The organism is Billgrantia endophytica (assembly GCF_002879615.1).
Classification (GTDB): Bacteria; Pseudomonadota; Gammaproteobacteria; order Pseudomonadales; family Halomonadaceae; genus Halomonas; species Halomonas endophytica.
Genome location: NZ_PNRF01000010.1, coordinates 88,607 through 109,616, shown reverse-complemented (window position 1 = coordinate 109,616; position 21,010 = coordinate 88,607). Strand labels below are relative to the sequence as shown.

Below are 21,010 nucleotides of genomic sequence, written 5' to 3'. Positions count from 1 at the left end.
CGGCATGATCGCACCGGCACTGGCAGCCGTCGACTGGAGGGGCTCAGACCCAAATGAGCGACAACACCTCAAAACGCATCCCCAGCGGTGAAAAATTCCGCAATGAGCACGGCATGGCCGTGATCAAGGATGGCATGAAACAGCGCAAGCAGGTGGAAGAACGCCCCGAACCGGGCCGCAAGCCACAGTGGTTGCGTGCTCAGATCCCCGGCGGCGAACGCTTCGAGGCGGTCAAGAAGAACGTGAGCACGCACCGCCTGAGCACCGTCTGCGCCGAGTCCCACTGCCCCAATATGGGTGAGTGCTGGAGCAACGGCACGGCGACCATCATGCTGATGGGCTCGGTCTGCACTCGCGCCTGCCGGTTTTGCGCCGTGGATACCGGCAATCCCAAGGGTTGGCTCGATGACGAGGAGCCAGCCAATACGGCCAAGTCGGTGGAGCTGATGGGGCTTCGTTACGTCGTGCTGACCTCGGTGGATCGTGATGACCTGCCCGACGGGGGCGCTGCCCACTATGCCGACTGCATCCATGCCATCAAGACCCGCACTCCCGCCGTGGTCGTGGAAGCGCTGACGCCGGATTTCGATGGCGACAAGACCGCCATCGAGCGTGTCGTCGACTCCGGCCTGGAAGTGTTCGCGCAGAATGTCGAAACAGTGGAGCGACTCACCCACCATGTACGTGACCCCCGGGCGGGCTATCGCAAGACCCTCGACGTACTGGCCCATGCCAAGCGGTACAAGCCGGAGGTCTTGACCAAGACCAGCCTGATGCTGGGACTGGGCGAGACCGAAGAGGAGATCATGGCCACCCTCGATGACCTCCGCGCCATCGGAGTGGACATCGTTACCCTAGGCCAATATTTGCGCCCCACCCGCAATCATCTTCCGGTCGAGCGTTGGGTGACACCCCAGGAGTTCGAGCGTTACCGCCAGCTGGGGCTGGAAAAAGGCTTCATGGAAGTGGCATCCGGCCCCCTGGTTCGCTCCAGCTATCGAGCCGACCAGGTCTTCGAGAAGAACAACCTGGGGCTGGCGGCGCCTGCCGAGGTACCCGGTCAGGCGGTCGACGCCAGCCGGATCCCCACCATCAACGTAGGGTGAAGCGGTATACCTGCGACAGGGGAAACACGGCTGGGACAGGAGGGGTCAGCTGGCGGGTCGCAAGGCGGTCGTCGTTTCCGGAAACACCAGCTCCCTGCCCAGCTCGTGTCCCAGGCACTCGGCCAGCCGCAACCCGGCTGCTTCCACGGAGGGGCACGCGTCGACCAGATCCGCCAGCCGCGTCATGGCCATGCCCGCATAGCCACAGGGGTTGATCCGATCGAACGGAGACAGGTTGCCGTCAACGTTGAGGGCAATCCCATGAAAGCTGGCCCCGCGGCGAATACGAAGCCCCAGCGAGGCGATCTTGGCCTCACCGACGTAGACACCCGGGGCATCGGGACGCGCCCGTGCCGCCACACCATGCTCGGACAGCAGTGCAATGACCGCGTTTTCAAGGGCTGACACGAGGTCGCGTACGCCAATCCTGGCGCGGCGGACGTCCAACAGCGGATAGAGTACCAGTTGGCCGGGGCCGTGGTAGGTCACCTGGCCGCCACGGTCGGTCTGTACCACCGGGATATCTCCCGGCATCAGAAGATGCTCGGGCTTTCCCGCCTGCCCCTGAGTGAAGACCGGATCGTGCTCCACCAGCCACAGTTGGTCAGCGGTGCGATCATCGCGAGTATCGGTCAGCTCACGCATGGCATGCCAGACGGGCTCGTAGGAACGCCGTCCCAGACAATGAACCTCGATGCGGGCCATCAGACCACCATGTGAACACGGCCGGTGGCCTTGAGTTCATCGAACAGCGCCTTGAGCTGGAGCTCGCCGGTAGCCCGCATCGTCAGCCGCACCGACTGGAAACGGGCGTTACGGCTCTCCACGACCTCCAGCGTGGTCGCATCGAACGTCGTGTCGTGGCGCGACACCACCTGACAGACGACGGCAGCGAAATCCTCGGCGGCATCGCCCACCACCTTGATGGGGTAGTCGCAGGGAAAGGTGATCGTCGGCGGTGAGGACGGCGACTCGACTGTCGCCGCCTTGCGAAGATCACGCAGGTTCTTGTCGGTCATGTCTGCCATACCGTTACGCACATTTCCGAGTATTTTACTCAACCCTTGGCGGGCAACCAAGAGCGCCCGCTTTTCAAAGGGACGGCCCGCGAGCCTCAACCAAACCAGCCGCCGACGAGATTGCTGAAGAACCGTCGAACCTGATCGAGCAAACGCTTGAAGATTCCGCCCTCCTCGATGGACTCGAGCGCCACCAGGGGCTGCTCTCCCACGATATCGTCACCGAGGCGCACCTCCAGGGTTCCGACACGCTCACCCTGGCTGATCGGAGCAGTCATATCCTGGCGTATGTCCAGACGGGCACTGAGTTCTTCATTGCGAGCGCGAGGAACGGTCATGAACACGTCCTCATCCACCCCCAAACGCAGCTCGTTCTTGTCACCACCCCAGATTCGTGGCGAATTGAGAACGGCTCCCTGCTCATAGAGATTCATCGTCTCGTAGTAACGGAAACCGTAGCTCAGCAGTTTCTGGGTCTCCTGGGCACGCGCTTCCTCGGAGCTGGTGCCCATCACCACCGAGATCAGACGCATGTCGTCTCGCTTGGCGGAGGCGACCAGTCCGTAGCCGGCTTCGGTGGTCCAGCCTGTCTTCAGGCCATCAACGGTCGGATCACGCCAAAGCAGACGGTTGCGATTGGGCTGGCGGATATCACTGTAGGTGAAATACTTCTCGGAGTAGATCGCGTAGTGCTCGGGATAGTCGTTGATGATGTAACGGGAGAGCAGCGCCATGTCACGCGCGGAAGAGTATTGCTCCGGGTGGGGCAGCCCAGTGGCGTTGGTGAAGTTGGTATTCTGCAGCCCAAGACGGGTGGCATGCTGGTTCATCAGGTCGGCGAAGGGAGCCTCCCCACCGGCCAGGTGCTCGGCCACGGCGACGCTGGCATCGTTACCCGACGCGATGATGATTCCATACAGCAGATCACGAATCGCCACGTCGTTATTGACCTCGATGAACATCTTCGAGCCACCGGTGCGCCAGGCGTTTTCGCTGACGCGAACCGTGTCATCCAGGGAGATGTTGCCACGATCCAACTCCCGCTCGACCAGATAGGCGGTCATCAGCTTGGTGAGACTCGCGGGGGGGAGGCGCTCGTCGGCATTGTGCTCGACCAGTACCCGGCCGCTGTCGGCGTCCATCAGGAACCATGACTTGGCGGCAATCTGGGGCGGTGCGGGAATCATGGTCTGGGGAGTCGGCACGGCCTGGGCCAGAGCCTGGGGAATGGCCAGCACCAGGCTCAACAACATCACCGACATCACGCGCGGACGGTGGTTACGAAACAGCACTCTCATGGGCATGGGTCTCATCAGAAACGTCGAGATGGTCAGGGAAAGGCGCCGATCAGTCAGCGCCATTGACGATAAAGGCCTGATCGAAACCGGCTCGCCTCAGTTCGTCGCGGGCAGGCTCGACCTGGGCTGCGCTGGACAGTGGTCCAACCTGCACCCGGTACATGCCAGGCGAATCGGCCACTCGCACGGGATGCGACAGCTCGTTCTGGAGCCGCGCCTTCAGCGCCCGGGCGCTGTCGCCCGAACCCAGCGCCGCGATCTGCAGATAGATCTGGCCCGGTTCGGCTGGCTCCGCCGTGCCTCGGCTCGGCTCTGGACCACCTTGGGCAAGGCCATTGGCAGACTCGGTCGAGGCCTCGCGAGCCGGCTCGGCCATCGTAGCCTGCGACGCAGCGGCAGGAGGCGATTGGACCATCGATGGGGCACTCCGGTTCGAGTCATTGCGGCCATTTTCCGCCAGCCACTGTTCAGGGTCGATCGCTTCGACCTTCACCCGGCCGGTACCGTGGTCCAGGATATCCAGGCGCGCGGCGGCGGCATAGGAGAGGTCGATTTCCCGATCGTTGTGAAAGGGGCCGCGATCATTGACCCGGACGATGACCGACTGGCCGTTGTCCAGACTGGTGACGCGCGCATAGGTGGGCAGCGGTAATGAGCGATGGGCAGCGCTCATCTTGTACATGTCGTAAATCTCGCCATTGGAAGTGGCATAGCCGTGGAATTTTTCGCCATACCAGGAGGCGGTTCCCTGGCGGGCATAGCCTCTGGCGTCGGGCAACACCTGATAGGTCTTGCCCCACACCTCATAGGTCGGACGATTCCCCCCCCGCGACGGTGCCTCCACGCGGGGAACGGCATCCGGGATCTCGCTGACATCGGGTGGATCTTCCGGGTAGGCATCCCCGGACATGGCGTATCGCCCATCGCTGGCGGGTGCCGCCGGGGACGCAGTGCCCGCCGCCTCCCGCTGGCCTGACGGCTGTGAACCACCACCGGCACAGCCGGCCAGGAAGGTGGCCAACACCAGGCCGAGATACCATGGCCTCATGCTTCCTCCCCTTCGCCATTGCCCGTTGGCTCGAGCTGATGCGCATCCAATGCACGCGATGCCTCGATCGCCTCGGCCAGCTCGGTCACCGCCATGGCATAGAGATGACTATGGTTGTAGCGTGTAATGACATAGAAGTTCTCATGCCCCACCCGGTAGCGCCAGGCCTCTTCCGAAACCTCCAGGGCCAGCGGAACGACGGTGGCATCGTCCTCGAGACCCTCGACCCGGATGCCCGCTTCGTCAAGCTCGGCCACGCTCACATAGGGTCTTGCCGTACGATTGAAGTCGATCACCTTCGGAGGCGCTTCCGGTCCCTTGGCCTCATGATAGATCGGCAGATCCGGCTGCCAGCCATGCTCCGCAAAATAGTTGCCGACACTGCCGATGGCATCGACTGGATTCGTCCATAGATCACGAACCCCATCGCCGTCGAAATCCACGGCATAGGCGCGATAGCTGGTGGGAATGAATTGCGGATAGCCCATGGCTCCGGCATAGGAGCCCTGCAGGCTGCCCGGTTCCACGTCCTGCTCCCGGGTGATTTCGAGAAAGGCTGTCAGTTCGCCATGAAAGAAACCGCCACGAACGGGATGGTGGAAGGCCAGGGTCGATAGTGAATCGATGACCCGATGGTGCCCGGTGAATCGTCCATAGCTGGTCTCGACGCCGATGATGGCGGCAATCACCTCCGCTGGTACGCCATATTCGGCTTCGGCGCGCGCAAACGCATCGCGGTGAGCCTCGATAAAGGCCACACCCCGGTGAATGCGCTCCGGCTGCAGGAAGATTTCCCGGTACTCGTCCCAGCGCAGCCGCCGCTCCGCGGCACCTTCCATGGCATCCAGCACACCCTGCTGGAACTCGGCGCTGCGCAAGGCCGACTCCAGCCAATCACGCTCGATACCGCGCTCGACCAGCGTATCAACAAGTTGCCGGGCTCCCTCGTGTTCCGCAGGGTCGAAGTCGGCGGCACTCAACCCGGGCGCCAGCACCCACAAGGCGAATGCCGCCACGGCAGTGCCACTGACCCTTTTCCACTTCCCCACTGGCATCATGCGCTTGCCACTCCCTGACTGGGTCTTGTCGATAAGATTCGGCCATCGCATGCCATCGCTAACGCGGCAACAGGCGACGGTGACCATGAATGGACATGAGAATACCGAAACCGGCCAGCAAGGTCACGCTGGAGGTCCCCCCATAGCTGACCAGCGGCAAGGGCACGCCCACCACCGGCAGGATACCGCTCACCATGCCCACATTGACGAAGACATAAATGAAGAAAGTCAAGATGATACTGCCTCCGACCAGGCGCCCGAACGTATCGTGCGCACCTGCCGCCAGCCATAGACCCCGCGTCACGATCAGCAGGTACAGCACGAGTATCACGAGCATTCCGATCAGGCCGAATTCCTCGCCGAGCACCGCCACGATGAAATCCGTATGACGCTCGGGGAGAAACTCCAGCTGCGACTGGGTACCCTGCAGCCAACCCTTGCCCCACATGCCGCCACTACCGATGGCCGTCGTCGACTGGATGATGTTCCAACCGGAGCCAAGCGGATCACTGTTGGGGTCAAGAAACGTCAGCACACGCTGGCGCTGGTAACTATGCAGGCTCATCCACAGCAGCGGAAGTGCCGCTGCCGCCAATGCCGCCAGTGCGCCGATGAAGCGCCAGGACAGGCCGGCCAGCAGCACCACGAACACCGCCGCACTAATCACCAGCAGCGACGTGCCGAGATCCGGCTGACGTGCGATCATCACCACCGGCACGCCAATCAGCACGGCGCACAATGCCAGGTCATACCAGCGCGGTGGCAACTCACGACGGCTCAACCAGGCCGCCACCATCAGCGGCATGGCCAGCTTCATCAGCTCCGACGGCTGAAAACGCACCACACCGGGAATGACCAGCCAGCGCTTGGCCCCCATGCCGACATCACCAACCAGCTCCACTGCCAGCAGCATCAATACGGCACCGCCATAGATCAGCGGTGACCAGCGCAGCAAGGTGGTAGGCGTCAGCTGCGCCAGCACCAGCATGATGACCACTGCCACCAGGAACCGCGTCCCCTGGGCAATCACCACCTCGATGCGCTGGCCACTGGCGCTATAGAGCATTGCCAGCCCCGCCGCCATCAACACCAGCAGCATCAGCAAGAGCCAGGGGTCCAGGTGGGTACGCTCCCAGAGGCTCTTGCGCCGGGCGATGCCGCTCTCGGGGGCCCGAACCGGGTGGGCGCGCAGTCCTCTAGCCAGATCGATCAATGCCATGAATCAGTTTCCCGCCACGCTGCCGGTGTCATTTTCCATTGCCTCTCGCAGCTCTTCGACATCCAGTGCTTCCTCTTCCAGCAACCAGGCATCGGTCATGGCCCTGGCCAGGTGAGCCGCATGGGTGCTGCCGCCACCGGCATTCTCGACGATTACCGCTACGGCAATCTGTGGATCCTCCAAGGGTGCGAAAGCCATGAAAAGGGCGTGGTCACGCAGCCGCTCGGCAAGCTCATCGGCGTTGTAGCGCTGGTCCTGTCCCAGTGAGAAAACCTGGGCAGTACCAGACTTGCCACCCATGCGATATTCGAGTCCTACCCCGGTACGCCTGGCGGTTCCCTCGTGTCCGGTAAGCACCTTTTCCATGCCCGAGAAGACCCGGTCCCACCAGGCCCCGTCGTTGACCGCGAGATCAGGCGGCGTACCCGGAAGCTGGAGCGATACGGGCTCATCGTCGATTTGACTGGCCAGACGCGGCCTCACCCACTCCCCGCGGTTGGCCAGAACGGCGGTTGCCGTTGCGAGCTGCAGGGGGGTCACTTGCCAGTACCCCTGGCCGATTCCCACCGACAGGGTTTCACCGGGAAACCAGGGTTGCCCGAAACGCCCCCGCTTCCACTCCCGGGAGGGCATCAGGGCGGCGCTTTCACCGAAGACATCATGGCCGACACGCTGGCCAAACCCGAAGGCGCTCATCTGCTCATGCAGTCGATCGATACCCAGTTCATGAGCCAGGGAGTAGTAATAGGTGTTATTGGAAACCGCAATCGAACGCTCCATGTCCACGCGGCCATGCCCCCAGCGAAGCCAGTTGCGGTAGCGCCGCGAATCGTTGGGCAACTGGTAGAACCCGGGGTCGTTGATCGTCCGGTCAGGGGTGATGGCTCCCTCGATCAGCCCGGCCATGGCCAGGAACGGCTTGATGGTCGACCCCGGAGGATACTGCCCTCGAATCGCCCGATTGAACAATGGCAGGTCGATGTCTTCCTGCAGCGCCCGGTAGGAGGCGAAGTCGATCCCGGTGACGAACTGGTTGCTGTCGAATCCAGGCGCCGACACCATGGCCAATATCTCGCCGGTTTTCGGTGCGATGGCGACAATGGAGCCGCGGCGCCCATCGAGCAGCTCATAGGCAAGGATCTGCAGTTCCTTGTCCAGCGTCAGCCTCAGGTTCTGTCCCGGCACCGGGTCGGTGCGGCCAAGCTCACGCAATACCCGGCCACGGGCGTTGGTCTCGACCTTGCGCAAGCCGGCCTGACCATGCAGCACGTCTTCGTAGAAGCGCTCCACTCCGGTCTTGCCAATGAAATGGGTGCCGGCGTAACGACCGGCATCGAGCGTCTTCAGCTCTTCGGCATTGATGCGCCCCACATAGCCCAGGGCATGCGCCATGATCTCGGCATCGGGATAGTAACGCAGTAGCTGCGCCTCGATCTCGATACCGGGCAGGCGATGCCGATTGACCGCCAGGTGGGCTATCTGCTCCTCGTTGAGATCACTCATCAGGAGGGCCGGCTGGAAGGGTCTTTGACGCTGCCGGGAGCGTACCCGGAAGGCCTCGGCCTCTTCGACCGACAGTTCGAGCAACGCCTCCAGCAGGTCGAGCGTGCCCTCGAGATCCTCGACCCGCTCGCGCGTCAGCGTCAGATTGTAGGTGGGTCGATTTTCAGCCAACAGTACGCCGTTGCGATCATGAATCAGCCCGCGAGTCGGCGGCAGAGGCTCGACCCGCACACGGTTTTTCTCCGAGCGTGTGCTGTATATCTCATGCTGAACCACCTGCAGGTAGACCATCCGCCCCATCAGCAGTCCAGTGAGCGTCAGGACCAGCAAGGTCGCCAACAGCGAGCGCACTCGAAAGATGCGCAGCTCCTGCTGCGGATTTTTCAGGGTGTCACGGCGAAAACGCATGCCGGCAAGGACCTCGAAAAGAGTTGGCTGAGCAACCGCCGATCAGCGGTGATATGGGTGTCCCACCATCAGGGTCCAGGCACGATAGAGCTGCTCGGCCAGGATGACCCTTACCAGCGGATGGGGCAGGGTCAACGGCGATAGCGACCAACGCCTGTCGGCACTGCCGGATAGCTCGGGTGACAAACCGTCGGGACCACCGACCATCAGTACCACGTCACGCCCCTCCAGCCGCCACTCTTCGGCCTCCTGAGCCAGTCGCTCGGTACTCCATGCCTTGCCGCCAACTTCCAGGGCCACCGTGAACTCCTCCCCCCGAAGACGGTCACGGATTCGTTGTGCCTCGAGCGAGACGGCACGTGCCACGTCGGCATTCTTGCCACGCTGACCAGGGGGGACTTCTTCGATCACCAAGGCAAAATCCCGGGGCAACCGCCTGCGGTATTCCTCCACCCCTTCGTTCACCCAGGCCGGCATGCGGGTACCCACCGCCAGTAGGCGGACTTTCATGCCCCTCGGTGCTCCTCGCGGAGCTCGATATCATCCGGCAGGTCCGCCCAGAGTCGCTCGAGGTCGTAGAGCTGGCGGGTCTCGGGCAGCATGACATGGACCACAATGTCACCAAGGTCTACCAGCACCCAGTCGGAGTCGGCCTGCCCCTCGACGCCGAGGGGCCGAAGACCCTGGGCCTTGGCCTGCTCGACGACGTGATTGGCCAACGCCGCCACATGACGGGTGGACGTACCGCTCGCCAGTATCATCAGGTCGGTGACGCTGGTGAGTCGCGAGACGTCCAGTATTGCCACGTCCCTGGCCTTCAGGTCTTCCAGTGCGCCTACCACTAGAGTCTTGAGCGAATCGATGTGCATAGCCCCTCGTCAACGGGAAGTCTTGGTCGATACCCATTGTATCCTCTTGCGAGGCGGCTGGCAGCGTTCACTGAACCAGATAGAGTTTTCTTTCGTATATTCGTTCTTCAACGGATTCAGGCAACAGGTAACGGACCGTTGCCCCACTAGCCAGTCGATGGCGCACGTCCGTGGCTGATATCGCCATGCGTGTCGGCAGTGCCACGCGCAGCAGCCCTCCCGACGGGGCCTCGAAGAGAGTCTCGACGCCATCGACCTCCCTGCCCCGGATCAGCTCGACCAAAGCGGCGGGCAACGGGGCCTTGAAGTCGGGGCGATCGATGACCACCAGGTGGGCCAGCTCGAACAGCCGCGATGGAGAATGCCAATCGGCCAGGCGCAGGAAAGCGTCATGCCCCAGGGCCATGACCAGGCGCGCCTCGGCACCATACTCCTGGCGCAGGCTCGCCAGCGTATCGGCGCTGAAGGAAGGACCATCGCGCCGCAGCTCCCGCGGGTCGGCCACCAGCCCCGGCGTATCACCGATGCCGAGCCGTAGCAGCTCCAGTCGCTCCTCGGGCGTCACCCTCGGCTCGCCCCGGAGCGGCGGCACCCCGGCAGCGACCATGTGCACGCGATCCAGGGACAGCAGCTCGCGCAGCTCCACGGCACTGCGCAAGTGCCCGAGATGGACGGGGTCGAAGGTACCGCCAAGCATGGCGACACGCCGTTGTGTCATGGCCGTGCCTTCGTTCGTGCGAACCGGCTTTCTTGCAGCCCGCTCGTCCTCATCGGTCATCGGCGCACCTGGCCATCGCCCAGCACCACGTACTTGCGCGTGGTGAGCCCTTCGAGACCCACCGGGCCACGGGCATGCAGCTTGTCGGTGGAGATCCCGATCTCCGCCCCCAGGCCATATTCGAAGCCGTCGGCGAATCGAGTCGAGGCATTGACGATGACCGAGCTGGAATCCACCTCGGCCATGAAGCGCCGCGCAAGCCCATAGTGATCGGTAATGATGGCGTCGGTGTGATGAGAACCGTAACGTTCGATGTGCTCGATCGCAGCCTCGATACCGTCCACTACCCGAATGGCCAGCACCGGTGCGAGATACTCCGCGTACCAGTCTTCCTCGCTGGCCACAGGGATATCACCGAGCACGGCCCGGGTCCTGTCACAGCCCCGCAGCGCTACGCCGTGTTCCGCATACGCCGCGGCCAGCCGGGGCAGCAGAGACTCGGATACCGGAGCGTCGACCAGCAGCGTTTCCATGGTATTGCAGGTGCCATAGCGCTGGGTCTTGGCATTGACAGCGATCGCCAGCGCCTTTTCCGGGTCGGCCGTGGCATCGATATAGACGTGGCAGACCCCGTCGAGGTGCTTGATGACAGGCACACTGGCCTCACGTGAAACACGCTCGATCAGGGACTTTCCGCCTCGGGGTATGATCACATCGACGTATTCCGGCATCGAGATGAGACAGCCCACCGCAGCACGATCGGTCGTCGACACGACCTGAACGGTCGCTTCCGGCAGCCCCGCCTCGCGCAGGCCACTCCGGATGCAGGAGGCAATCGCGGCATTGGATGCCCACGCTTCGGAGCCACCGCGCAGGATACAGGCGTTGCCGGACTTCAGGCAGAGGCTGGCGGCCTCCATGGTCACATTGGGGCGTGATTCATAGATGATGCCGATCACGCCAAGCGGCACGCGCATCTGGCCCACCTGGATACCGCTGGGCCGGGCATGCAAGCCGTCTATCTCGCCGACCGGATCCGGCAGGGCAGCGACCTGACGCAATCCCTCGATCATGGCATCCAGGCGGGCATCATCGAGTGCCAGGCGATCCAGCAAGGCGGCATCGAGCCCGCTCTCGCGACCACGAGCAAGGTCCTCGGCATTGGCCGCCAGTACCGCGACACGATCACGCTGCAGATGGTCGGCCATGGCCAGCAAAGCGCCGTTCTTGTCGGCGGTGACAGCGCGCCGCATCTGGGTTGCAGCCATTCGGGCGGCCTTGCCGAGACGCACCATATAGGCGTCGACATCACCGATCTCATGGGCCGCAGCCGCGGGTTCGGTCTGGGAGGCGAAATCAGACATGGGGGTGCGAAGGTCTCCTGGGCCAGGGCGCCAGACAGCGCTGCGAACGTTATACTGGCACTACATCGAGTAGGCCACCATAGTAAGGCACATCGGGTAGGCCACCATAGTAAGGCACCATGCAAAGCAAGTACAAAGTCGGATTGATGCGCCTGAACCTGCTGGCCGCGGCACTTCTGCTGGCCCTGCTGGCTCACCAGACGGAACTGGTCACGAGCGCCCTGCTACTGTGGCTGGGGGTCGCCTGGTTGACGGTTACCGCCATCAGGATCGAGTTCAGCCATCTCCGCCCCGCCACACTGCCCTGGCAATTGGTGCCGAGCCTGCTGCTGGCAAGCCTGCTGTGGACGGATCCCGAGCGCCATGCGCTGTGGATATGGATCTGGCCGGCGCTGTTGATGCTGCCCCAGCCAAGCTGGATGCTGGGCCTGACCGTCGCCTTGGCCGCCCTGACCTGGTGGTCGGTCCAGGATCTGCTGGGCTTTGAACAGGCCCTGTTTTCCGGACTTGTGATGTTGATCCTGGTGCTCCCCGGACTGGCCCGCAACCGTCAGTTGCAACCGCTGCAGTTCGCCACTCGCCAGCGAGTCCGCCTGGTACCGGGGCTTCCTCTCTGGTCCGCCCATCAACTGACCAGTGATCTGCGTCGGGAGCGTGCCCGCTGTCGACGCGAAGGCGTGCACGGAGAGCTGCTGTTGCTGAGTTCGTCACGCCACCTCCTCTGGCCCCTGGCACAGAATCTGTGCCAGCAGACCCATGACTTCGAAAACTGCTACCGCCTCGACCGCCATACCCTGGCGGCACTGTTGCTCAGCCGTGACGAGGCACAGGCCAGCGATCGCCGCGAGTCGCTGCTGAAGGGCCTGCGGTCTCCGGTCAAGGCGCGCTTCACGTCGCTGAATGCCATCGGCTCCCTCGAAGACCAGCTCCTGCGCTTCGAGAAGCAACGCACCTCCCTGGAGATCGACTCGGAGACGGTTCATGGACGATGACAACCAGTGGTCGGCTACGCGCTTTGCCATTGCCTATGCCGCCGGCGCATTGCTGCTGGGAGGCTATGCCCTCTGGCACTACCTGATGGGAGACTATGACCGCATCCTGCTGCCGGCGATACTGGCCCTGGTGATGCTGGTTTCCTCTCTGTTACGGCTGGCGCTGGCAAACAGGGCTCGCCTTTCGGCCTATCTGATATTGATTGCCGGCTATCTGATGCTGGCACTGGAACTACCACGCCTTGGTGAATCCGCCTCACTATGGGCCGGCCTCGCCCCGATGCTGACGCTGCTGTTGCTGCCGCTGGCTCCAGCCATTCTGCTCAATGTGGTCCTCCTGCCTGTCTGGCTGTTCCTGCTCGGCGATAGCCAGAACCAGCCAGGCATTGATACGACACTGGGTTTTCTCGCCATGATGATGGTTGCCATGCTGATTCCCTGGGAGCAGCGCCGCCAGCAGGCCCTGCTTCACGCCACCGACCCCAGGGACGCCCAGTGCAATGCGCTGGCCAAGGACACCCTGCATGAACTCCTGGATAATGAATACCAGCGCACCCAGCTCCTTCAGCAGCCGCTCGCCGTCCTCGTCATTCACCTGCCTCAACTGGAAATGGTCAGTGAGCAGTTCGGCCTTCGCGCAAGACAGGCCTTGCTGGATTCCCTGTGCTGGGAGGTGAACCGCTGCTCCCGCCGTCACGACTTCCTCGGCAGGCAAAGCTCAGCCAGCTTCTGGCTGGTCCTGCCCGACACCAGCGAGAGCGGCGCACAACTGGTACGGCATCGCATAGAACAGGCCCTCGAGCATACCGTCCTGGTGGATACCGGCCCGCTCCGAGCCCCCATGGCACTATGTCAACGCCTGGCTGGAGAGACCTGGCCGCATTACGAGCAGCGGCTACAGACTCTGACACAGCAGCTCATCGAGCAGTGATCTCTACCCCACCATCCCAAGGAGTCGACGCTTGAGTCTGACCGAGGCCCTCTATCAGCTGACACCCTCTCCCGGGATGCTGTTGCTTTTCATCGGCATCATCGCCCTGCTCGAGTCGTTGGCCCTGGTCGGTCTTCTATTGCCCGGCGTGGTTCTGATCACCGCCGCGGCATCCCTTGCCGGACATCAGGACCTGGCAGTCACGGGCGTGCTGCTGGCCGCTTTCGCCGGCGCCGTGATCGGCGACGGCCTGAGCTTTGCGCTGGGCTATACCCAACGCGAACGCATACCCCATCTATGGCCACTTTCCCGTCATCCCGAGTGGTTGGCGAGAGGCGCCCGCTTCTTCCACCGTTACGGCACGCTATCGGTATTCTTCGGCCGTTTCGTTGGCCCGGTACGCCCTGTCATTCCCCTGATCGCCGGCATGCTGCACATGTCACCACGGGCTTTCACCTGGGCCAACGTTGCGTCGGCACTGCTTTGGGCACCCGCCTACGTCCTGCCAGGTTACCTGCTTGGCCAGACCTGGCAGCAACTGCTCGACCTACCGCCAGGCCTGGAGCCCTGGCTCATCGCATTGGCGGTACTGATCGTCGTGTTGGCCGTGGTCTTTTCCTGGCTGCGTCATCAGGTGAGCCGCAACGGCCGTCTTTACCGGCTACTGGCTGGTGGCGCTCGGCGTCACCCGGTGATGCGACGACTGTGGCTGACCCAGAGCTGGCGTGGCCAGGGCGAGATACCCCTGGGCAGTTGGCTGCTACTGATCCTGGCTCTGGGAGGGCTCTCGGGATGGACCATTGCCGTCATCCATCAGGATGGCCCTTTCGAGATGGACCTGGCGGTACACACCCTGTTCCAGGGCATGGTGGTGCCCATACTGCCGGCAGCGGGCCAATTGCTGGCCCGCATCGGTGACATGTACGGCATCCTGGCTCTCGTGCTTCCCTGGGCGCTGTGGCTTCTCGCGAAACGCCATCTGGCGGCACTGGGTCATATCGGCGCGGGCCTTGCCGGTATTGCCTTGCTGAATGTGCTGGGAAAGGCACTGATCGGGCGCCCCCGCCCCGACACGCCAGATTACCTGGCCGGTTCACTGGCCTATCCCAGCGCCCATGCCTCTTCCGCCGTCGTGCTCTACGGTCTGGCCGCTGCCTTCATCGCCCAGGAATTACCTCACCGCCACCGCTTCTGGATCTATTGGGGCGCCATTGCCCTGGTGATCCCCATGGCAATATCGAGACTCATCATCGGAGTACACTGGCTCAGCGACCTGGTTGGTGGCGCCCTGCTGGGGCTGGTCGTTTGCGCCCTGGTGCGCCTGGCCTGGCAGAGCAAGCCTCGCACCGCACTGACTCCCTGCCCCTGGCTGATGTTGACCGCCGCCTCCCTGGCCTTGATCAGCGCCCGGGTCGTCTGGCTGCCGCCGGTATAGCGATGCTCTCCCGGCCAGGCCGGAGGGAAAACGACCGGCTATCCCAGTGCCAACCAGAGGCCGACCCCGACCATCAGTGAGCCGGCAATACGGTTGAGCAGACGCACATTCCCGCTTTCGCCAAGCAGGCGGCGCAGGCCACGACCACCCGCGGCGTAGAGCAGAAGGCACAGAAACTCGATGACGAGTATCAGCATGATCAGTACCAGGAGCTGACCTGGCAGCGCCCGTGACGCATCGAGAAAGGGCGGCAGCAGTGCCACGAAGAAGGCCCATCCCTTGGGGTTGGCCACTGCGGTGACGAACCCCTGCAGTGCCAGCTGGCTTCGAGACGCCGGTGGTAGGTCGACGGTCTCCACAGAGATCGCCATGCGCCCTCGGGAGCGCCACATCATGACACCCAGGTAACCCAGGTAGGCACCACCCACCCACTTGAAGAGGGCAAAGAGTTCTGGCTGGCGCAGCATCAGCGCGGCAACACCAATACCCGCGGCAGCGGCCACCAGCCCCACGCCAACCAGCTCGCCGGCCATCATCCAGAGCGTCCGCCTCACCCCCTGGGTCATGCCAAGCACCATCGACAGCGTCATGCACATGCCGGGCGTCAACGATACGAAGAGAAAGGTCGGGAGAAATACCGAAAGGAGCGACAGCTTGATCAAGCGTTCTCTCTCCCATCGCTCCGCTCACCCCAGCGAGGCATCAACCGATGCGCGATGCCAAGCTGATTGAGGATCCGGGCGACGATGAAATCGACGAGATCATCGATGCTCACAGGCTGGTGGTAGAAACCCGGTGCCGCGGGCAGGATCACGGCGCCCAATCGGGTCAGGTTCAGCATGTGCTCCAGGTGAATGGCCGAAAGGGGCGTTTCACGCGGAACCAGGATCAGGCGCCGTCGCTCCTTGAGGGCCACGTCGGCGGCCCGTTCGATCAGGTTGTTGCTGGCCCCCGTCGCCACGGCGGACAGCGTGCCAGTGGAGCAGGGACAGATCACCATGGCCGAGGCCGCACCGGAACCCGAGGCCACCGGCGCCATCCAGTCTTCACGACCGAAGCAGCGAATCTGCCCGGGAACCGCACCGCTGCGCTCGACCAGCACTTCTTCCAGCCGCTCGGGGCGGGCCGGCAGCGCCTGCTCGGTCTCGGTTGCGATAACCAGGTACGCCGCCTTGGAGATCATCACCCAGACTTCATGATTCGCCGACACCAGCGCTTCGATCAAACGCAGTCCATATTGGGCGCCCGAGGCACCGGTAATGGCCACCGTAATCGGCTCATTGAAACCCTCGTCCATGCCCGCCTTAACCATGGGCAGCCTCCAGGGCAGCCAGAAGCCTCTCGTGGATACCGCCAAAACCACCGTTGGACATGACCACGATACGGTCCAGCGGCTTCGCCTCGGCCACCAGCGCCTGCACCAGGGCATCGATATCCTCGACCAGGTGGGACGATGCAGGAATCTCCGCCAACATCGACTCCAGCGACCAGTCGATACCCGACGGCTGGTACCAGAAGCTCTGGTCAGCGGATGCAACGCTTTCCGCCAGTCGGCTGCGCAAGGTGCCCAAGCGCATGGTATTGGAACGTGGCTCGATAACGGCCAGCAGCCGACCACGCGACGTGGCAGCGCGCAGCCCTTCGAGGGTGGCGGCGATAGCCGTAGGGTGATGGGCAAAATCATCGATCACTTGAATGCCAGCCACTTCTCCCCGCACCTCTTGGCGGCGCCTGGGTGTCTCGAAGCGTGCCAGAGCCGCGCAGCCCCGAGCCAGATCGACCCCGCAGGCATGGGCTCCCGCCAGCGCCGCCAGCGCATTGCGAGCGTTATAGGTGCCGGTCAACGACCAGTCGATCACGGCGTCCTCATCCGTGTCCCCCTGCTGGTGAATGACCCGGAAGCGGCTGGCATCTTCGCGTTCCAGCTCGAACCGCCAGGCACTGGCGGACTGGTTGCCGAAACGCTCGACGGGGGTCCAGCAACCCATCTCGAGCACCCGCTCCAGCGCCGGCTCGCCATCGGCCACCAGCAGCCGGCCGCGCCCGGGCACGGTGCGCACCAGATGGTGGAACTGCCGCTCGATTGCGGTCAGGTCATCGAAGATATCCGCATGATCGAATTCCAGGTTTCCCAGGATGGCAATATCGGGCCGGTAATGGACGAATTTGGAGCGCTTGTCGAAGAAGGCGGTGTCATATTCATCGGCTTCCACGACGAAAGGCGCGCCCTGCCCGCCCAGGCGGGCCGATACCCCGAAATTGCGTGGCACACCGCCGATCAGGAAGCCCGGCTCCAGCCCGGAGGATTCGAGCAACCATGCCAGCAAGCTTGCCGTCGTCGTCTTGCCGTGGGTACCGGCCACGGCAATGACGCGCCGCCCGGGCAAGACCTGCTCCGCCAGCCACTGGGGGCCGGACACGTAGGTCAGCCCCCGGTCCAGCACCGCTTCCACCTCAGGGTTGCCGCGAGACAACGCGTTACCGATGACCACCCGATCCGGGCGGGGGTCGAGATTGGAGGCTGCATAGCCCTCGCGCAGGACGATACCGGCTTCTTCGAGTTGAGTACTCATGGGTGGATAGACACCGGCATCCGAGCCGCTGACGTCAAAACCCATGTCTCGCGCCAGCAGCGCCAGACTACCCATGAAGGTGCCACAGATGCCGAGGATATGAAGATGCATGAAGTTTCCAATCTGATCGCCGGAAAGCAGGCGTCCATCGCCCGCCGGAAAGCAAGCCGCAGACTAGCACGACCTGACGACGCCCCTCCAGCGACGTGCAGGCTCGCTCAGTTTCGTCTAGAATAATTCGCCTTTTCATGAACCGACCAACCCCTTCCCTGCACGTGACCAGGAGCAAGTCAGCCCCATGGCCCAGCATAACGCCTTCTATGCCCAGTCTGGCGGTGTCACCGCCGTGATCAATGCCAGCGCCTGCGGGGTGATCGAGGCCTGCCATCGCCACTCCGACCGCATCGGCAAGGTCTATGCCGGACACAACGGCATCATCGGCGCCCTGACCGAAGACTTGATCGACGTCAGCCGCGAGTCGAGCGAGGCGATCGCCGCCCTGCGCCACACCCCCGGCGGCGCCTTTGGCTCCTGCCGTTACAAACTCAAGGACATCGACAGCCATCGCGCGCAGTACGAACGCCTGATCGACGTCTTCAAGGCCCATGATATCCGCTATTTCTTCTACAATGGCGGCGGTGACAGTGCCGACACCTGCCTCAAGGTCTCACAGCTCTCGGAACGGCTCGGCTATCCGTTGACCGCCATCCATGTGCCCAAGACCGTGGACAACGACCTGCCGGTCACCGACAACTCCCCAGGCTTCGGCAGCGTGGCCAAGTACATTGCCACCTCTACTCTGGAAGCTTCGTTGGACATTGCCTCGATGTGCGCCACCTCCACCAAGGTGTTCGTCCTGGAGGTCATGGGCCGCCACGCCGGCTGGATCGCTGCCGCGGGAGGCCTGGCTGGACAGGGCGAAGGCGAGCCGCCTCACCTGATCATCTTCCCCGAAGTGGCCTTCGACCGTGCCGCCGTCATGGCCAGAGTGGAAGAGGCCGTTCAGAAGTACGGCTACTGCGTGATCGTGGTTTCGGAGGGCGCTCGTTACGAGGATGGCACCTTCCTGGCCGACGCGGGCAATACCGATGCCTTTGGTCATCGCCAACTGGGTGGCGTGGCACCCACCCTGGCAGGCATGGTCAAGCAGGACCTGGGGTACAAGTACCATTGGGCAGTTGCCGATTATCTGCAGCGCGCCGCGCGCCACCTGGCTTCCCGAACCGATGTCGAACAGGCCTATGCCGTGGGCGAAAAGGCCGTTGAGCTGGCTGTCGAGGGCAAGAACTCCATGATGCCCGCGATCAAGCGTGTCAGCGACTCGCCTTATGAATGGCGTATCGAGGCAGCACCGTTGGCCGAGGTGGCCAACCGCGAGAAGTTCATGCCGCCCGAGTACATTCGCGAGGACGGCTTTGGCATCACGGAAGCCTGCCGCCAGTACCTGTCGCCATTGATTCAGGGCGAGGATTTCCCGCCGTTCGAGAATGGCCTGCCCAAGGTCGCCAGACTGGCCCTGCACAAGGTCGAGCGCAAGCTTCCGGATTTCACGCTCTGAGCCTGACGCAACACGCTTCATCCGCGAGTCGATTTTTCAGGCACCTCAAATGGGCCCCGGCAAAGCCGGGGCCATGGGTTCCTAGCGCAGCAGCCAGGACAGTACCAGCAGCAGCAGCAGGATCCCCGCAATGCCTTGCCAGAAATTGGCTGGCTCCCTCAGCAGCCGTCGCGGAGCCTTGCGATCCTTGCCGATCCTGCCATCGTGATGACGCAGCGTATAGAGAAATTCGGACATCCGCCGGAAACGCAGTGAGCGTTGCGGGTCCAGTGCACGACGCAGCGTATCGTCAAGGGCTGGTGTCACCTCGGGGTTGTGCAGGCGAGCACTTCGGTAGCTCAACTGCTCGAGGTCGGTATGGCTACGCAGTCGATTCGGCGTCAACTCGTAGGGCACCCCCCCGGTCAACAGCCAATAGATGGTCGACGCCAGGGAGTACTGGTCACTACGCCGCCCCACACTGTCATCCAGGGCATACTCGGGCGCGCTGTGTTCGCTGAGACCAACCTGTCGGGCCAGTTCACGGGAACGGCGGTGTCCATCCATGTCACGCATGTGACAAGCGCTGAAATCGGTCAACACCACCTGTCCATGCACGTCGATCAGCACGTTGTCGGGATGGATGCGCTGGTGCAGCAGGTCGCGATGATGCAAAGCCTGTACCGCCTTGCCAAGCTGCACGGCGATATCGAGACGCTGGGTCAGGTTTGCCTGAGGATGACGCCGCGCCCACTCCGTCAGCGTCTGCCCTTCGACAAAGACCATGAGGTAATAGAGATAGCGCCGCGGTCGTGAAGGTTCCATGACCCGAGCCACGAAGGGTGACTTCACCCTTTCCACCACCCATTGCTGCAGCAGGAAATGCTCGAGATAGGCATTGCGGTTGGACAATTCGGGGCTCGGCGCTTTCATTACCATCTCGCGCTCGGTATGGACATCCCGAACCCTATAGACCCGCGACTGGGCGGTACGCGACAGCGCCTCCTGCACTTCCAGCCCATCGATACGCTCACCTGGCGAGAGTTCCGGCGGTATCGGCAGGTCGCCGTAGATTCGCCCCGGGTGGTCCCGCTCCTCTTCGGGAAGCTGGTCGATGCGCACCAACTGGAAGCAGAACTGGTCCGCTCCGTAACCACGGGACTGGGCGCGCTCACTGGCGGCCTCGGCCAACCGCTCGCAGGCGGCGTCCAGGTCACTGGCATCCTTGCGGATCAGTTGCACGTAGTCCGACGGCATCAGCGTCCCTCGCACCGCCTGGGTAGTGAACAGGAAGATATCGCCCTGCTTGAGGGGGAGTTGCAGATAGTCGATGTCGATGCTGCCATCCAGGCCAAGCGCCCGGGATGGATAGCGGTAACCGCCCAGGTCGGTCGTATGGTCTCGGGAAAGCTGCTCGAATTCGGCACCACGCAGGCGAAAGACCAGCGTGTCGCCCATGTGAAAGAGATGGGCGTCGCGGGCGCGATACACCATGGCGGAAAGCGATGCCACGTAGCTGCCATTCTTCACGAACGTACTCTGGCTGTAACACCAGCCATTGAGTGCTCGCAGCACCCGGGTCGCCGATGTCTTGACGTCCCAGTGATCCGGGGTGGAGAAGTAATCTGCCAGAAAACCGCGTACGCTGAGGTCCCCTGCCTGCTTGGCGATGGCATTGCGCGAGCTGGTGTCGCTGATCAACGCACAAGCACCCTTGGCCGACAGCAGCCCTGTCTGGTCGGGAATGCGTACCGACATGGAGCTGCGATGACGGCGCCGGTCCGGTGCCACAAAGGCCTGACCAACGCTCAGCGACAACTGGGTGGATGACAAGTCAAGCTCCTTCTGGTTTCGCCGATTATCCGGCCACCACCAGTTGGCCGCCGGACTCTCCCTCGCGCCGGCCATCATACACGCTTGTTCCGACCCCAG

At 63.1% G+C, this 21,010-nt stretch carries 20 protein-coding genes; 5 read left to right on the top strand and 15 right to left on the bottom strand.

Annotated features, from left to right (window positions below; genetic code table 11):
• Nucleotides 1-53: 53 nt before the first annotated feature.
• Nucleotides 54-1,106, top strand: coding sequence for a lipoyl synthase (gene lipA, locus C1H69_RS04375; protein ID WP_102652188.1), 1,053 nt, complete (start codon nucleotides 54-56; stop codon nucleotides 1,104-1,106).
• 45 nt (nucleotides 1,107-1,151) lie between these two features.
• Here lipA and lipB read toward each other — a convergent pair whose 3' ends face one another.
• From lipB to C1H69_RS04320, 11 genes are all read right to left on the bottom strand, one after another.
• Nucleotides 1,152-1,811: a lipoyl(octanoyl) transferase LipB gene (lipB, locus tag C1H69_RS04370; protein ID WP_102652187.1), complete on the bottom strand. Its 660-nt coding sequence runs from the start codon at nucleotides 1,809-1,811 to the stop codon at nucleotides 1,152-1,154.
• Entirely contained in the window at nucleotides 1,811-2,125 is a 315-nt protein-coding gene (locus C1H69_RS04365) for an HP0495 family protein (protein WP_102652305.1), read from the bottom strand. Before C1H69_RS04365 ends, lipB begins: the two co-directional genes overlap by 1 nt.
• A 95-nt stretch (nucleotides 2,126-2,220) precedes the next feature.
• Complete coding sequence (locus C1H69_RS04360; RefSeq protein WP_102652304.1) at nucleotides 2,221-3,423, bottom strand: D-alanyl-D-alanine carboxypeptidase family protein; 1,203 nt, start codon at nucleotides 3,421-3,423, stop codon at nucleotides 2,221-2,223.
• A gap of 49 nt (nucleotides 3,424-3,472) precedes the next feature.
• Nucleotides 3,473-4,471 carry a septal ring lytic transglycosylase RlpA family protein gene (locus C1H69_RS04355; protein WP_102652186.1) on the bottom strand — a complete coding sequence of 333 codons (999 nt, stop codon included), beginning with the start codon at nucleotides 4,469-4,471 and terminating at the stop codon, nucleotides 3,473-3,475.
• Nucleotides 4,468-5,580, bottom strand: a complete 1,113-nt coding sequence (gene mltB / locus C1H69_RS04350) for a lytic murein transglycosylase B (RefSeq protein ID WP_240609804.1) — start codon at nucleotides 5,578-5,580, stop codon at nucleotides 4,468-4,470. Before mltB ends, C1H69_RS04355 begins: the two co-directional genes overlap by 4 nt.
• Nucleotides 5,581-5,587: 7 nt before the next feature.
• Nucleotides 5,588-6,748: a rod shape-determining protein RodA gene (rodA, locus tag C1H69_RS04345; protein ID WP_102652185.1), complete on the bottom strand. Its 1,161-nt coding sequence runs from the start codon at nucleotides 6,746-6,748 to the stop codon at nucleotides 5,588-5,590.
• 3 nt (nucleotides 6,749-6,751) lie between these two features.
• Complete coding sequence (gene mrdA / locus C1H69_RS04340) at nucleotides 6,752-8,659, bottom strand: penicillin-binding protein 2 (RefSeq protein WP_102652184.1); 1,908 nt, start codon at nucleotides 8,657-8,659, stop codon at nucleotides 6,752-6,754.
• A 42-nt stretch (nucleotides 8,660-8,701) separates the two neighbouring features.
• Nucleotides 8,702-9,169, bottom strand: a complete 468-nt coding sequence (gene rlmH, locus C1H69_RS04335; RefSeq protein ID WP_102652183.1) for a 23S rRNA (pseudouridine(1915)-N(3))-methyltransferase RlmH — start codon at nucleotides 9,167-9,169, stop codon at nucleotides 8,702-8,704.
• On the bottom strand, nucleotides 9,166-9,528 hold the full coding sequence (gene rsfS, locus C1H69_RS04330; RefSeq protein WP_102652182.1) for a ribosome silencing factor: 363 nt from the start codon (nucleotides 9,526-9,528) through the stop codon (nucleotides 9,166-9,168). Before rsfS ends, rlmH begins: the two co-directional genes overlap by 4 nt.
• 67 nt (nucleotides 9,529-9,595) lie before the next feature.
• Complete coding sequence (gene nadD / locus C1H69_RS04325) at nucleotides 9,596-10,246, bottom strand: nicotinate-nucleotide adenylyltransferase (RefSeq protein ID WP_102652302.1); 651 nt, start codon at nucleotides 10,244-10,246, stop codon at nucleotides 9,596-9,598.
• A 56-nt stretch (nucleotides 10,247-10,302) separates the two neighbouring features.
• Complete coding sequence (locus C1H69_RS04320) at nucleotides 10,303-11,610, bottom strand: glutamate-5-semialdehyde dehydrogenase (protein WP_102652181.1); 1,308 nt, start codon at nucleotides 11,608-11,610, stop codon at nucleotides 10,303-10,305.
• Between the two features lie 119 nt (nucleotides 11,611-11,729).
• Here C1H69_RS04320 and C1H69_RS04315 point away from each other — a divergent pair, with 119 nt between their 5' ends.
• The 3 genes from C1H69_RS04315 to C1H69_RS04305 are packed head-to-tail and all read left to right on the top strand — an operon-like array spanning nucleotide 11,730 to nucleotide 14,968.
• The gene (locus C1H69_RS04315; RefSeq protein ID WP_133154952.1) at nucleotides 11,730-12,602 is read left to right on the top strand and encodes a hypothetical protein; all 873 of its coding nucleotides are present in this window, start codon (nucleotides 11,730-11,732) and stop codon (nucleotides 12,600-12,602) included.
• A complete protein-coding gene (locus C1H69_RS04310; RefSeq protein ID WP_102652179.1) occupies nucleotides 12,592-13,533 on the top strand; it encodes a diguanylate cyclase domain-containing protein in 942 nt (313 codons plus the stop codon). The genes C1H69_RS04315 and C1H69_RS04310 overlap by 11 nt, the downstream gene beginning before the upstream one ends.
• A 31-nt stretch (nucleotides 13,534-13,564) precedes the next feature.
• Complete coding sequence (locus tag C1H69_RS04305) at nucleotides 13,565-14,968, top strand: bifunctional DedA family/phosphatase PAP2 family protein (RefSeq protein ID WP_102652178.1); 1,404 nt, start codon at nucleotides 13,565-13,567, stop codon at nucleotides 14,966-14,968.
• 38 nt (nucleotides 14,969-15,006) lie between these two features.
• On the opposite strand, the gene C1H69_RS04300 is transcribed toward C1H69_RS04305, so the two are convergent.
• Genes C1H69_RS04300 through mpl form a run of 3 tightly spaced genes read right to left on the bottom strand, consistent with a single transcriptional unit; the run spans nucleotide 15,007 to nucleotide 17,652 of the window.
• Nucleotides 15,007-15,630 carry a LysE family translocator gene (locus C1H69_RS04300; RefSeq protein ID WP_205738407.1) on the bottom strand — a complete coding sequence of 208 codons (624 nt, stop codon included), beginning with the start codon at nucleotides 15,628-15,630 and terminating at the stop codon, nucleotides 15,007-15,009.
• Nucleotides 15,627-16,280: a flavin prenyltransferase UbiX gene (locus C1H69_RS04295; RefSeq protein WP_276308745.1), complete on the bottom strand. Its 654-nt coding sequence runs from the start codon at nucleotides 16,278-16,280 to the stop codon at nucleotides 15,627-15,629. The genes C1H69_RS04300 and C1H69_RS04295 overlap by 4 nt, the downstream gene beginning before the upstream one ends.
• The gene (mpl, locus tag C1H69_RS04290) at nucleotides 16,273-17,652 is read right to left on the bottom strand and encodes a UDP-N-acetylmuramate:L-alanyl-gamma-D-glutamyl-meso-diaminopimelate ligase (RefSeq protein ID WP_102652177.1); all 1,380 of its coding nucleotides are present in this window, start codon (nucleotides 17,650-17,652) and stop codon (nucleotides 16,273-16,275) included. Before mpl ends, C1H69_RS04295 begins: the two co-directional genes overlap by 8 nt.
• A 187-nt stretch (nucleotides 17,653-17,839) precedes the next feature.
• Here mpl and C1H69_RS04285 point away from each other — a divergent pair, with 187 nt between their 5' ends.
• The gene (locus C1H69_RS04285) at nucleotides 17,840-19,099 is read left to right on the top strand and encodes a 6-phosphofructokinase (RefSeq protein WP_102652176.1); all 1,260 of its coding nucleotides are present in this window, start codon (nucleotides 17,840-17,842) and stop codon (nucleotides 19,097-19,099) included.
• An 81-nt stretch (nucleotides 19,100-19,180) separates the two neighbouring features.
• Here C1H69_RS04285 and C1H69_RS04280 read toward each other — a convergent pair whose 3' ends face one another.
• Nucleotides 19,181-20,911, bottom strand: coding sequence for a bifunctional protein-serine/threonine kinase/phosphatase (locus tag C1H69_RS04280; protein WP_102652175.1), 1,731 nt, complete (start codon nucleotides 20,909-20,911; stop codon nucleotides 19,181-19,183).
• Between the last annotated feature and the right edge of the window lie 99 nt (nucleotides 20,912-21,010).

Bases quoted from the DNA above. Each gene is read 5' to 3' on its own strand.
- lipA (WP_102652188.1), top strand. From the start codon at position 54: ATGAGCGACAACACCTCAAAACGCATCCCCAGCGGTGAAAAATTCCGC.
- lipB (WP_102652187.1), bottom strand. From the start codon at position 1,811: ATGGCCCGCATCGAGGTTCATTGTCTGGGACGGCGTTCCTACGAGCCC.
- C1H69_RS04365 (WP_102652305.1), bottom strand. From the start codon at position 2,125: ATGACCGACAAGAACCTGCGTGATCTTCGCAAGGCGGCGACAGTCGAG.
- C1H69_RS04360 (WP_102652304.1), bottom strand. From the start codon at position 3,423: ATGAGAGTGCTGTTTCGTAACCACCGTCCGCGCGTGATGTCGGTGATG.
- C1H69_RS04355 (WP_102652186.1), bottom strand. From the start codon at position 4,471: ATGAGGCCATGGTATCTCGGCCTGGTGTTGGCCACCTTCCTGGCCGGC.
- mltB (WP_240609804.1), bottom strand. From the start codon at position 5,580: ATGCGATGGCCGAATCTTATCGACAAGACCCAGTCAGGGAGTGGCAAG.
- rodA (WP_102652185.1), bottom strand. From the start codon at position 6,748: ATGGCATTGATCGATCTGGCTAGAGGACTGCGCGCCCACCCGGTTCGG.
- mrdA (WP_102652184.1), bottom strand. From the start codon at position 8,659: ATGCGTTTTCGCCGTGACACCCTGAAAAATCCGCAGCAGGAGCTGCGC.
- rlmH (WP_102652183.1), bottom strand. From the start codon at position 9,169: ATGAAAGTCCGCCTACTGGCGGTGGGTACCCGCATGCCGGCCTGGGTG.
- rsfS (WP_102652182.1), bottom strand. From the start codon at position 9,528: ATGCACATCGATTCGCTCAAGACTCTAGTGGTAGGCGCACTGGAAGAC.
- nadD (WP_102652302.1), bottom strand. From the start codon at position 10,246: ATGACACAACGGCGTGTCGCCATGCTTGGCGGTACCTTCGACCCCGTC.
- C1H69_RS04320 (WP_102652181.1), bottom strand. From the start codon at position 11,610: ATGTCTGATTTCGCCTCCCAGACCGAACCCGCGGCTGCGGCCCATGAG.
- C1H69_RS04315 (WP_133154952.1), top strand. From the start codon at position 11,730: ATGCAAAGCAAGTACAAAGTCGGATTGATGCGCCTGAACCTGCTGGCC.
- C1H69_RS04310 (WP_102652179.1), top strand. From the start codon at position 12,592: ATGGACGATGACAACCAGTGGTCGGCTACGCGCTTTGCCATTGCCTAT.
- C1H69_RS04295 (WP_276308745.1), bottom strand. From the start codon at position 16,280: ATGGTTAAGGCGGGCATGGACGAGGGTTTCAATGAGCCGATTACGGTG.
- mpl (WP_102652177.1), bottom strand. From the start codon at position 17,652: ATGCATCTTCATATCCTCGGCATCTGTGGCACCTTCATGGGTAGTCTG.
- C1H69_RS04285 (WP_102652176.1), top strand. From the start codon at position 17,840: ATGGCCCAGCATAACGCCTTCTATGCCCAGTCTGGCGGTGTCACCGCC.